13 protein-coding genes are annotated in these 12,045 nt (G+C 33.1%); 1 reads left to right on the plus strand and 12 read right to left on the minus strand.

Going from position 1 to position 12,045, the window contains the following annotated elements; translation table 11 throughout:
• Positions 1 to 6 precede the first annotated feature (6 nt).
• The 6 genes from sufU to KQI71_RS05765 form a co-directional block, all read right to left on the minus strand.
• On the minus strand, positions 7 to 435 hold the full coding sequence (gene sufU / locus KQI71_RS05740) for a Fe-S cluster assembly sulfur transfer protein SufU (protein WP_216434950.1): 429 nt from the start codon (positions 433 to 435) through the stop codon (positions 7 to 9).
• Positions 413 to 1,663 carry an aminotransferase class V-fold PLP-dependent enzyme gene (locus KQI71_RS05745; protein ID WP_216434952.1) on the minus strand — a complete coding sequence of 417 codons (1,251 nt, stop codon included), beginning with the start codon at positions 1,661 to 1,663 and terminating at the stop codon, positions 413 to 415. The genes sufU and KQI71_RS05745 overlap by 23 nt, the downstream gene beginning before the upstream one ends.
• Positions 1,653 to 2,726 (minus strand): SufB/SufD family protein, encoded by a 1,074-nt coding sequence (locus tag KQI71_RS05750; RefSeq protein ID WP_216434954.1) that lies wholly within the window; start codon positions 2,724 to 2,726, stop codon positions 1,653 to 1,655. The genes KQI71_RS05745 and KQI71_RS05750 overlap by 11 nt, the downstream gene beginning before the upstream one ends.
• A gap of 17 nt (positions 2,727 to 2,743) precedes the next feature.
• The gene (sufB, locus tag KQI71_RS05755) at positions 2,744 to 4,150 is read right to left on the minus strand and encodes a Fe-S cluster assembly protein SufB (RefSeq protein ID WP_216434956.1); all 1,407 of its coding nucleotides are present in this window, start codon (positions 4,148 to 4,150) and stop codon (positions 2,744 to 2,746) included.
• A gap of 32 nt (positions 4,151 to 4,182) precedes the next feature.
• A complete protein-coding gene (gene sufC / locus KQI71_RS05760; RefSeq protein WP_216434958.1) occupies positions 4,183 to 4,926 on the minus strand; it encodes a Fe-S cluster assembly ATPase SufC in 744 nt (247 codons plus the stop codon).
• 189 nt (positions 4,927 to 5,115) lie between these two features.
• The gene (locus tag KQI71_RS05765; protein ID WP_253287956.1) at positions 5,116 to 5,961 is read right to left on the minus strand and encodes a metallophosphoesterase; all 846 of its coding nucleotides are present in this window, start codon (positions 5,959 to 5,961) and stop codon (positions 5,116 to 5,118) included.
• A gap of 502 nt (positions 5,962 to 6,463) precedes the next feature.
• On the opposite strand from KQI71_RS05765, the gene KQI71_RS05770 reads away from it, so the two are divergent.
• On the plus strand, positions 6,464 to 7,330 hold the full coding sequence (locus KQI71_RS05770; protein ID WP_216434962.1) for a phosphoribosylaminoimidazolesuccinocarboxamide synthase: 867 nt from the start codon (positions 6,464 to 6,466) through the stop codon (positions 7,328 to 7,330).
• Here the strand turns inward: KQI71_RS05770 and KQI71_RS05775 are convergent.
• The 6 genes from KQI71_RS05775 to KQI71_RS05800 form a co-directional block, all read right to left on the minus strand.
• A complete protein-coding gene (locus tag KQI71_RS05775; RefSeq protein ID WP_216434964.1) occupies positions 7,281 to 8,195 on the minus strand; it encodes a MerR family transcriptional regulator in 915 nt (304 codons plus the stop codon). The genes KQI71_RS05770 and KQI71_RS05775 overlap by 50 nt on opposite strands.
• A gap of 360 nt (positions 8,196 to 8,555) precedes the next feature.
• Positions 8,556 to 9,365: an arginase family protein gene (locus tag KQI71_RS05780; protein ID WP_216434967.1), complete on the minus strand. Its 810-nt coding sequence runs from the start codon at positions 9,363 to 9,365 to the stop codon at positions 8,556 to 8,558.
• 44 nt (positions 9,366 to 9,409) lie between these two features.
• A complete protein-coding gene (locus tag KQI71_RS05785) occupies positions 9,410 to 9,682 on the minus strand; it encodes an EamA family transporter (protein WP_216434968.1) in 273 nt (90 codons plus the stop codon).
• A 215-nt stretch (positions 9,683 to 9,897) separates the two neighbouring features.
• On the minus strand, positions 9,898 to 11,247 hold the full coding sequence (locus KQI71_RS05790; RefSeq protein ID WP_253287959.1) for an MATE family efflux transporter: 1,350 nt from the start codon (positions 11,245 to 11,247) through the stop codon (positions 9,898 to 9,900).
• Positions 11,248 to 11,266: 19 nt separating this feature from the next.
• On the minus strand, positions 11,267 to 11,800 hold the full coding sequence (locus tag KQI71_RS05795; RefSeq protein WP_216434972.1) for a B3/B4 domain-containing protein: 534 nt from the start codon (positions 11,798 to 11,800) through the stop codon (positions 11,267 to 11,269).
• Between the two features lie 60 nt (positions 11,801 to 11,860).
• The coding region (locus KQI71_RS05800) for an integrase core domain-containing protein (RefSeq protein ID WP_216434974.1) at positions 11,861 to 12,045 on the minus strand (185 nt) is incomplete at its 5' end.

Genomic DNA, 12,045 nt, shown 5'->3' on the forward strand with positions numbered 1-12,045 from the left:
TTTTTACTAATCAGTTCCTTTCAACATTTCTTCCATAGTATGCCATCCAAGCACCGCACATTTTACACGGGCAGGCATATGTGAAATATCTTGAAGTGCACCTGCTTCTTCTAACTGCTCCATTTCATCATCTGTAATTTTTCCTTTGATCATTCGTAAAAAAATCTCAGAAAGTTTTAACGCTTCTTCTTTTGTTTTTCCAATAATCAGGTCAAGCATCATATCGGCAGAAGCTTGTGAAATGGCACATCCATCTCCAACAAAAGCACCATCAATAATTTTATCATCTTCTACTTTTAGCTTTAGGAAAATGTCATCTCCACAACTTGGATTAACACCTTCTAGTACTAAATTTGCATCTTCAAGATCGTGTTTATGACCTGGATGCAGATTATGATCAATTAAAATTTCATTATAAAACGTCTGATTCGACATAGCCCATTCTCCTTCTTATACTGCCGACAGATTCTGCCAGCTTGTCTATTTCATTTTCTGTATTATAAAATGCAAGACTAACTCTCGCTGCAGATAAAACACCAAGATGTTTTAATAACGGTTGTGCACAATGATGCCCTGCACGTATTGCAATATGATCTGCATCCAAAATTGCTGCAATATCATGTGGGTGAACTCCATCAAGTGTAAAGGAAATAATTCCATGGTGTTTTTTAGGATCCTTGGAGCCGAGAATATGAATTCCCTTTATGTTACGCAAGGCTTCCATTGCTCGGATACTTAAACTTTGTTCCTGTTCTTGTATAAAATCAAATCCAATTTTTTCATAATAATGAATTGCTGCACCAAGAGCTGCTGCGCCGCCAGCATTTACTGTTCCAGCTTCGAATTTATGTGGAACTTCTGCATAAACTGCATGATCCCTTGTCACTGACTGAATCATTTCACCTCCAGATAAGAATGGTGGAATTTCTTCTAACCATTTTTTCTTTCCATATAAAACGCCAATTCCCATTGGAGCAAGCATTTTATGTCCGGAAAAAGACAGAAAATCAACATCAAGATCCTGTACGTCTACCGGCATATGTGGAACACTTTGCGCTCCATCCGCGATAAAAATACTTCCATTTTCATGAGCTATTTGTGCAAATCTTTTAATATTATTTTCGCATCCAAGAACATTCGATACCTGTGTCATAGAAACAATTTTTGTTTTCGGTGTTAAAGCTTGCTTAAAATCTTCTTCTGTAAATTCTCCTTCTTCATTACATTCAATATAACAAAGATTTGCACCGTGACGTTTTGCAGCCAACTGCCATGGAAGAAGATTGCTATGATGTTCCATGATAGTAATTAAAATTTCATCTCCAGGCTGTAAAATGTGATCTGCTAGACTATAAGAAAGTAAATTAAGTCCTTCGGTTGCATTTCTTGTAAAAACAATTTCATCGGATGATTTTGCATTCAAAAAATGCCGGACAGTTTCTCTTGCTTGTTCATATTGTTCTGTTGCAGCTTCTCCAAGCTCATACATCCCACGATAAGGATTTGCATTATATTTTTCATAAAAATCCTGCTGTGCTCTTAAAACGCACTCTGGCTTTTGTGAGGTTGCAGCGCTGTCTAGATAAATCAAATCGGAGTTTTTAAATATTGGAAAATCATTTCTTATATTTAAGACTTTTTTCTTTTGTTCCTCACGCTTCATCTAACACACCTTCCTCCAAATTGCGCAAAATTTCATCTCGTGTTTTTTCATCCGGTATTTTCTGACAAACAGCACTAATTCTTGCTTTTGCCATCATTCGATAAATTTCTTCCTCTGTTAATCCTCTGGATTGCATATAAAAAAGATCTTCTTCATCCAGCTTTCCAATAGTTGCACCATGATTTCCTTCCACATCTTCCTCCGCGCAAAGAATTAATGGAATGGTCTGATTAACTACATGATCATCCAGCAAAAGAACATCTTCTTTTTCGTTTCCCTTGGCTCCAGAAGCACCTTTTTTAAAATCAATCGTTCCACGGAACAATTTAAATCCATGATCATTTAAAATTCCAGATGCTTTTATATCGCTTATTGTTCTTTTTCCTCTATGATCTGCAACATAATTCATATCAAGCTTTCCATTTCCCAAAACTTGATATCCTATTTGTGCATTCATTGAACTTTTTTGTCCATGCAAATTAGTACGACATCCAAGATATGTATCTTTTCCACCCAGAATCAGATGAATTACATCAAATTCTGCTCCATCTTCACATACAACACCAACATCATTCATACATTGAAATCCCTCTCCAAGACGTTGGATCTGTACAAGACAAACTTTTGAATTTTCCTCAGCAACGATTTTTGTCTGAACCGCAGCTAGTCCATCTTTTGACTTTTCTGATTGATAATCCATGATAATCGTCAAGGAACTATCTTTTTTGACATGAAATCCTACTTCGTGATAATCCTTTACTCCATCATTATAAAAAAATTTCAAACGTACAGGATCTGCTTCTTTTATTCCTTCTTGGCTTTCAAAAAAGGTTGGTGTTCCTTTGATATTTTCACGAAGCTGATCCATATCTTTTCCCATACCAGTTTCTACTTGTTGTAATTTATCATCAGAAAGAACACAAACAACACTCTCAGGCTTTTGTGTTTCAATTTTTATTGTTTGTTTTGCTGTCACACCAGATACATCTGTCGCATTCATATGAAGCCATCCAAATGTCTTAGCCGGCAACTGATTGATTTTCATATTCATTTCTTCTTTCAACGAAAACACACTCCTTTCTAGCCTATGCTACCTTTCATCTCAAGATGAATTAGGTTGTTCATTTCAACCGCATATTCTAATGGAAGTTCTTTTGATACATTATCTGCAAAACCACTAACGATCATTGCCCTCGCATCATCTTCTGAAATTCCTCTGGACATTAGATAAAATACAGCGTCATCACTGATTTTTCCAATCTTTGCTTCATGTCCTACATCGGCATCCTTCGTTCGGATATCCATTGCAGGGATCGTATCAGATCTGGAAATATCATCAAGCATTAATGACTCACATGAAACAGAAGATTTTGTTTCTTTGGCCTTATTATTTACAACAACAGAACTTCGAAATGTACTAATACCCCCATCTTTTGATATGGATTTTGTATTTACATAAGAAGATGTTTTCGGTGCATTATGTACAACTTTTGTACCAGTATCTAAATTTTGTCCTTTTCCTGCGAATGTAATGCCAGTAAATTCTGATTTTGCTCCAACTCCATTTAATACACTCATTGGATATAAATAAGAGACATGAGATCCAAAAGAACCAGATACCCACTGAATGGTTCCGCCTTCTTCTACCTTTGCTCTTTTTGTATTCAGATTATACATATTTTTTGACCAGTTTTCGATTGTTGAATATCGGAGGGTTGCATTCTTCCCTACATATAATTCCACACATCCTGCATGTAAATTTGCAACATTATATTTTGGGGCAGAACAACCTTCGATAAAATGAAGATATGCCCCTTCATCTACAATAATCAATGTATGTTCAAATTGACCAGCTCCAGGTGCATTTAATCGAAAATAGGATTGAAGAGGAATCGTAACAGATACCCCTGGCGGTACATAAACGAAAGAACCACCAGACCAAACAGCTCCATGAAGCGCTGCAAACTTATGATCTCTTGGAGTAACTAATTTCATAAAATGTTTTTTTACCATATCCTCATATGGACCAGTAAGCGCACTTTCCATATCTGTATAAACAACTCCTTGTTCTGCAACCTCCTGTCTAACATTATGATAAACCAGCTCAGAATCATATTGTGCCCCGACACCAGCAAGAGATTTTCTTTCTGCTTTTGGAATTCCAAGTTTTTCAAAAGTATCTTTAATATCTTTTGGTACATCAGACCATTTGGCACTCATATGAGTATTTGGTCTTACATAAGTCACAATTTGATCCATATTCAGTCCTTCAATAGATGGACCCCAATCAGGTACTTCCATTTCATTATATATTTGCAAGGACTGTAACCGGAATAACTGCATCCATGTTGGATCATGTTTCTCTTTTGAAATTTGTTCTACGATTTCCGGTGTTAATCCTTCTTTTACTTTATAGGCATCTTTTTCATCATTTTTCATATCATAGATGCTTCGATCAATATCTTCTACATAGGTCTTTTCTTTCATTCGGACCATGCCTCCTTTCTCAAAAGCTGCATCTATTTCTCATACTGTTCAAATCCATGCTCATTAATTTCTTCTACCATAGAAACATCTCCAGAAGCTGCAATTTTACCATCAACAAGAACATGTGTCTGGTCAACATGGAGAGACTCAAGAATTCTCGTGCTATGAGTAATAATCAATAACGCCCCGTTTTTATTTTTCTGATATTCTTCAATACCTTTTGATACTGTACGTACTGCATCAACATCCAATCCAGAATCTGTCTCATCCAAAATTGCAAACGATGGTTTTAGCATTAAAAGCTGTAAAATTTCTGCTTTTTTCTTTTCACCACCAGAAAATCCAACATTTAAATCCCTGTCTGCATAAGATTCATCCATTTGAAGCACTTCCATTGCTTTTTTCATTTCTTTTTTAAAATCCCACAGACGAATTCGTTTTTTTGTTCGTTGCTCTAATGCATTTCGTATAAAATTGCCAAGAGAGATTCCAGGTACTTCCAACGGGTTCTGGAAGGATAAAAACATTCCATCTCTTGCTCTTTGATCGGTTGTATCCTGAAGAATATCTTTCCCATCAAAAAAGATGCTTCCATTCGTAATTTTATATTTTGGATTCCCCATCAATGCATTGCCAAGTGTTGACTTTCCTGCCCCATTAGGTCCCATTAAAACATGAGTTTCTCCTTTTTTTATACTTAGATCTATTCCGTGAAGAATTTCCTGATCGTCGACATCTACAGACAATCCTTCAACTTTTAATAATGGTTCTGACATAATAATCCTCCATTCTTTCTTTTAATTTTTAATTCCGATTAATTTACTCGGAATTCAAGTTTCATTATAGCACTGCTTTTTCTTTCGTCAAGCGTTTGATAAAAAATATTTTTGAAATATTTCCTCAAAAATTAAAGATAAAAAAAGCATAAATCTAAGGATTTATTCCTTAAACTTATACTTTTTTATTTATTTTTTACAACCCAAAATATGAATCATCACATATTCACAATGTCCTCCAGTACGAATTGGATAACCCCAGCCTCCAATTCCAGAAGTTACAATCAAACGACTATTTTTCATTGTCTTTTCGCCATAATTTAAATCCGATATTCCCATAAATTGCATTAACTGTCCAGTTGGCCATATTTGTCCTGCATGTGTATGTCCGGAAACTTGAAGATCTACTTTCTGATTACTGATTTCTTTCAATGCAATCGGCTGATGATCCATAACAATACAAAAAGCTTTACCATGATCGTAAGGAAGAATTTGCTGTAAAGATTTTCGATTAATATCACTAGCATCTTTTCTTCCAATCAATATCAAATGCTTTGTAAGATGTATTTGTTGATCTTCTAGTACATGAACATATGATATTTCCAACGTTTTTCTTAATTGAGCTGCTGTATAATATGGTTTTTTTGTGTATAAGTTAGAATCATGGTTTCCATAAACATAAAAGGTGCCATAAGTGCTAGAAAAACTTCCAAAAATTTGTGCTGCTTTTTTCATCTCACTCTTTTTTGTATTTTCATCAAAAATATCACCCGCAAGCAAAAGTAAATCTGGTTTTTGTTTCTGAATTTTCTTCATATACTGTTCTAAATGATTTGTGTTCATAGTAGCTCCAAGATGCAAATCACTAATCAATGCAATTTTTAAATCTTTTCCCTGTTTCATTTTTTTTGTTCGAACAATATAAGTTGTTTTTTTAACATGATGTATATTCATATAACCATATCCAAAAATCAATGCTGTTACAAGAAAAACAAGTAATCCGCTTTCGTGTAGAAATTTTGAATTTTTTCCCAAATTTCCTTTCCATTTTTTCCATAAAAAACAAAATAAATCAAATATAAGTGATAAAAATAGAATATGAAAGACAACGACGCCTCCTAAGTCATAAACAGGCCACGCGATCCTTATCGTAATTAGTGTTAAAAGAAGGCTTCCTATCATCCTATAGTTTTTATTTTTTAAGAATATAGTCAAAATCCTTCGATAAAAAATATAAAAATAAATAGCTGCCAAAATTAAAATGATTGCTGGAATTATAAAAAATAAAGCTACCAATGTAATTCCTCCTTTCTATATTATAGATTCTATCATAAACCTTAAAGTTTAGTTGAAGTCAATGATTATATTTTCTGTCAATTTTATCTAATCATTTGATGATTTTTTGCAGTTTTTTTATTACTTTTCGACACATTTTTCTTAATTGTTGAAAAATCTGTTAAAATTATGTATTCTATATAGTAATAAGAGTTACAACTCTCTAACAATTTTCAAATAATTATCAGTGAGGTAAATAAAAATGGAAGAAATGAAACCGATCAAAGAAGGTAAAGTACGTGAAATTTATGACAACGGTGATAGCCTGATCATGGTTGCAACAGACCGCATTAGTTGTTTTGATGTTATTTTAAAAAATGAAGTAACAAAAAAAGGGACTGTGTTAACACAGATGTCTAAGTTCTGGTTTGATCTTACGAAAGATATCATTCCAAATCATATGATTTCTGTCGATGTAAAAGATATGCCAGAATTTTTCCATCAGGAAAGATTTGATGGAAACAGCATGATGTGTCGTAAATTAAAAATGCTTCCAATCGAATGTATTGTTCGAGGATATATTACAGGAAGCGGATGGGAAAGTTATAAGAAAAACGGCACTGTATGTGGAATCACCTTACCGGAAGGATTAAAGGAATCTGATAAACTTCCAGAACCAATTTACACACCATCTACAAAAGCAGAAATTGGAGATCATGATGAAAATATTTCTTTTGAACAAAGTATTACTCATCTTGAGAAAGAATTTCCTGGAAAAGGAGAAGAATACGCTACAAAACTTCGTGATTATACAATTGCCTTGTATAAAAAATGTGCAGATTATGCATTAAGCAAAGGAATCATCATTGCAGATACAAAATTTGAATTTGGTCTTGATGAAGATGGAAATATGGTTCTTGGAGATGAAATGCTTACTCCTGATAGCTCTCGTTTCTGGCCTGCAGAAGGTTATGAGCCAGGACATGCTCAGCCATCGTTCGATAAACAGTTTGCTCGTGACTGGTTAAAACAAAATGATAATGACTGGGAGCTTCCTCAAGATATTGTGGATAAAACAATTAATAAATATCTTCAGGCTTATGAAATGTTAACAGGTAAAAAACTTTAAGCAAAAAAGAGCTATCCGTTTTTAATGGGTAGCTCTTTTTTTCTATTGGTATAAAAATTTCTGTTACGAACTGTTCTCTATGATTGGTAATTCCATAATCGATCATCGTAATTTCTCTAGAAAAGCCACAAATTTTTAAAGAATGTTCTTTTATATATTGTAATAATCTTTTGTAATATTGAGGTGATTCTTTATGTTCTCCACAAAAAGAAATTGATACACCGATTTCTTCTGAAAGTTTTTGTATTTCCCCTGTAAAATTGTCTTCTTCGTCAAGAAGAAGAAAGGCAAGACTATATTGATCAAATTGTTCTTTTAAAAGTTCCTCTCTAGAAATACCAACACCTACTTTTCCAAGAAATACTACAGACTCTTTTTGGTTTTCTTCTAATTTGCGTATCGCATATTCAAGATCCAGATGAGATCTTAATTGTAAAGTATCTTGAATCCATACAATATTAGAAGACTCCTTTTTTACAATTTTAATTTCATTTAAAGAGCAATGCTGTGCTTGATAAAGTGTAGAAAGTCTATGATCAATCTTGCGCTCGATCATAGATAGTTGTTTTTGTTTTTCTTTTATGAGTTCTTTTTGTTTTAACAATTTTTCTTCTATTTTATTAATGTTACGATTTTGTATAAAATCTGCGATCTGATAAAGCGGCATATCAAGCGCACGTAAATAACGGATAGTATTCAAGACCTCAAATTGTCGAATACTATAATAACGATAATTACTTTTCGGAGCAATATATTCTGGCTGCAAAAGACCTTCCTTTTCATAATGGCGCAAACTTCCAACACTAATATGAAACATTTTTGCAACATCGCCAATTTGAAATAATTTTTCTTTAATTTGTGTCATAATTCTTGTTCCTTTCTTACATCTTTTCTACTTTTCGTCTATCATTATATAAAAAATAAACTTTAAAAGAGGTATTTGTGTTGAAATGGATATTCAAAAAGATTTATCTTTTGTCAAAACAGTAGAATTAGAATATGGAAGTTTTACAAAAGCTTCTGAAATGTTAAATTTACAACATGGAATGATTATGCGGTTATGTCTATAATCGAACATGGACTTGGAGTCAGTATTCTTCCAAAATTGATTTTAAAAAGAATCCCGTATCACATATTACAGCAAGGGAACTAGCTCTTCCTGCATACCGTAATATTGGTTTTGTCATTAGAGATAAAAAAACTATCTCCCTTGCTGTAAAAAAATTTATGGAATATCGATAAATCTTTTCTTTGGATTTATTCTTTTCCTTTTCTGAAACTGACACTTCAAAAATTCGTATAATTCATTATTTAAATGATAATTGATTTTTTGTGCATGCAAATATTCTGTTAAATTACTCTCCTGCTGATATTCTCCACAAATATCGACACCAACAATATCACACTGATGAATAAGGAAAAGCAGCAAATCTTCTAGCATCGAAAAGGACATTTCCCCTTGATTCCAATTTGTAACAGCATCTTGACGACGAAGAACATCCTTGTCAATCGATAAATAAAGAGGAATGTTTGTACGAAGTTTATGAAATTTTTGTGCTGCTTTTTTTCTTTTTGTTAATTCTTCATAACTAATCGCAATTACTTTTGGATTATGAATCCATGTACAATGTCGTAATGTTTTTATACTTTGTCCAATTAATATTAATTGTTGAAGATATGGATTCTGCTCCATTACTTCTGCTGCCCAGCTTCCACAGCTAGTCATTCCTTCCACCAGAGGTTCCTGCATATCGGTATGGTGATCAAACATTACAAGAGAAAAAGGAAATCGAATTTCATCTGTCATAAATTTTGTAATATAATGATAATCTCCAGAATCAAGAAAGTGAATTCCATGAATGCCATATTTGTGAATCATCTTTTTTATCTTATCCTTTGCTTGTTTTGAACAATATAACCTACTTCCATGAATATGTGTACAATTTAATATTAAAAACTGTTCATTTACTGGTGTTTGTTCATAAACTCCAGTAAAATCAAAGATTAGATTTCGGACCTGTTGTTTTTGTTGCATAACGTGCACCTCCCATTTATGATTTAGCATAATTGTTTATGATCTTATAAAATTGTCAAAAAGATAGTTCCTACGGTCAGCATGATCAATCCAGCTCCCGCTTTTTTTGTCAACTTTTCTTGGAATACAATCCATGAAAATGCTACTGTGATCAAAATACTTAATTTATCGATTGGAACAACAACACTTGCTGGTCCAGATTGTAATGCATGATAATAGCAAAGCCAGGAAGCTCCTGTTGCAAGTCCTGATAAAACTAAAAATAATATTGTTTTTTGACTAATATGTACGATTCCATTTCCTGTCTTTGTGATCATTTCTTTGTGATCATTACCATCAACCATGAAAACAAAAAGACAATAATCGTTCGTATCGCAGTTGCTACGTCAGAATCTGTTTTGGAAATTCCTCATTTCGCAAGAATCGCTGTAATTCCTGCAAAAAATGAAGAACCTATCGCATAAAATAACCAAGTCATAAAACCACTCTCCTTTTCACATTCTGAATCTATTATACTCTTTTTTTCTTTTTGTTAAAGCATTTGTTGTTTTATTTTTGGTCGGATAAGGAAACAAAATGCAAAAATGGATACCAAAGAGCCGATAACATCTCCCAGTGTTTCTGACCAGAATACCTGATTTAACGGCAATACGATAGGAAGGATTAAAATAGAAAGTACATATACAATTCTTCGAAAAGCAAAAATCGGCATTGCATATTTAACAAGCCCCATAGATGTTAAGCCATCAACAAAAGAATATTGAACTGCTAAAATAAAAAGACCTGCTGAATATTTTCGAATACATTGTGCAGCTTCAGGTATTAATGACGAATCTTGAAGAAATAGTCCTGCAAAAAATTCTGGAATTTCTTGAGAAAGAATGCAGAGAATGGTCATATAAATTCCACATACAATCAATACCCATTGAAAAACCTGCATGATTTTTTTATAATTTCCTGCTCCATAATGATAGGCATATAAAGTTCCACATCCTTGTGATAATCCATAACCTGGATTAAATGCAAAAACAATAAAACTTTGAACTACAGTAGAACATGCAATATATTCATCACCATGATCTCCCCCATACTTACGTAGAACCATATTTAAAATTATTAAAAACATATTTTCAAGCAAAGTAACCATAAATGGAAGACTTCCAATATAAAGAAGTCTTCGAATAATTTCTTTTTGAAGTGGTACAAATTTTAATGGAATTTCTATTTTTCTTTGTAATAGAATAAAAAAAACAAATATAGCGGTAATCCATTGAGCAGTTACAGTTGCAATAGCTGCGCCGCAAATTCCAAAATGAAATAAAAAAATAAATACAGGATCTAAAATTGTATTAGTAACAGCTCCAAAGACGATCGCTATCATTCCAGCTTTCGAATGGCCTTGTGCAATTACAAACTGATTCATTCCAAGTCCGAGAAGTACTGCCGGAGTACCTAAAAGATAAATTTTAAAATAGGATCCTGCATATGGATAAAGTGTATCGCTACATCCAAGAAAATAAAGCAGTGTTTTTTGAAAAATGGTCAATAATAAAGTAAGAATTACTGACAAAATGATTAATAAGATTAGACTATTTCCAATGGCAGCCTCTGCTTCTTTATCTTTTTTCCTTCCCATGCTAAAACTCATAACAGAAGCTCCTCCGATTCCGATCAAAGAAGCAAATGCTGTTATAGAAGTTAATATAGGTGCACTTACTCCAATTCCAGCAATTGCGAGACTTCCAACTTGTGGAATATGTCCTACAAAGATACGATCTATAACACTATATAAAACATTAATAAATTGGGCTAACATTGATAGAATTCCAAGTCTAATTACAAGTTTTGGAATAGGAATTTGATCAAATTCTTTTTTTATCATATTGTCCACATCTCAACTTCTATAACATTGCAATATTTTTTAAATAATCAGAAAATTTTTGCATCCATAAATGTAATTCTTGTGTACCATCAAAGGAATATAAAACTGAAATAATTTCTTTTTTTCCTTGTTGTATCATTGCACGACGACTATCGCTCGTTGGATTTCCTACTGGACCAAGATCATCATATAAAACTGGAAGATGACCAATATTTATGCTTCCTTTTCCAATTCCTTCATAGTGACTATCTTCTGAAGCAAGTTTAAGAGTTATTGTTCCTTGAAGATTTTCTACGTCATAAGATCCTATAGAATATCCGGAAGACACAGAAATCAAATTATTAATTTCCACAATATTATTGATATGATATAAGCCTTGTCCTTTCACAATTCGTCGAAGCATTGCTTCTGCAGCATTTCGATAATGTTGAGGATTCTTTCCAAATATTCGATAAGCTTCTCTTGTATTTTTAATATGAGGATTTTGAGCAATTTCTTCTATTATATAGGCATTCTTTAGACGTTTAATTTCCTTCTCAAATTCATTAAGCAAATGTTTGTTGTGGTCAAGCTTTTTTGTAACACTTTGACCTAATTTTTATTGCTACAGGATTTATACCCCGTAGCGTGCCTCAAAAGGCGTTTTATAATTGTTGTAAGAATGCGGTCGTTCGTGATTGTAATGAACGTACGCAAATTCTTCAATGGATGTATATAATTCTTTCTCAGAATGATAGGAATGATGATGAACCAGTTCATTCTTGAGAGTATTGTAATAACGTTCCATAGGAACATTAT

The organism is Anaerostipes sp. MSJ-23, assembly GCF_018918155.1.
In the GTDB taxonomy this organism is placed as follows: Bacteria; Bacillota; Clostridia; order Lachnospirales; family Lachnospiraceae; genus Anaerostipes.

What these genes read in the sequence shown, in the direction of transcription:
- sufU (WP_216434950.1), bottom strand. Translation starts at nt 435, where the DNA reads ATGTCGAATCAGACGTTTTATAATGAAATTTTAATTGATCATAATCTG.
- KQI71_RS05745 (WP_216434952.1), bottom strand. Translation starts at nt 1,663, where the DNA reads ATGAAGCGTGAGGAACAAAAGAAAAAAGTCTTAAATATAAGAAATGAT.
- sufB (WP_216434956.1), bottom strand. Translation starts at nt 4,150, where the DNA reads ATGAAAGAAAAGACCTATGTAGAAGATATTGATCGAAGCATCTATGAT.
- sufC (WP_216434958.1), bottom strand. Translation starts at nt 4,926, where the DNA reads ATGTCAGAACCATTATTAAAAGTTGAAGGATTGTCTGTAGATGTCGAC.
- KQI71_RS05770 (WP_216434962.1), top strand. Translation starts at nt 6,464, where the DNA reads ATGGAAGAAATGAAACCGATCAAAGAAGGTAAAGTACGTGAAATTTAT.
- KQI71_RS05775 (WP_216434964.1), bottom strand. Translation starts at nt 8,195, where the DNA reads ATGACACAAATTAAAGAAAAATTATTTCAAATTGGCGATGTTGCAAAA.
- KQI71_RS05780 (WP_216434967.1), bottom strand. Translation starts at nt 9,365, where the DNA reads ATGCAACAAAAACAACAGGTCCGAAATCTAATCTTTGATTTTACTGGA.
- KQI71_RS05785 (WP_216434968.1), bottom strand. Translation starts at nt 9,682, where the DNA reads ATGATCACAAAGACAGGAAATGGAATCGTACATATTAGTCAAAAAACA.
- KQI71_RS05790 (WP_253287959.1), bottom strand. Translation starts at nt 11,247, where the DNA reads ATGATAAAAAAAGAATTTGATCAAATTCCTATTCCAAAACTTGTAATT.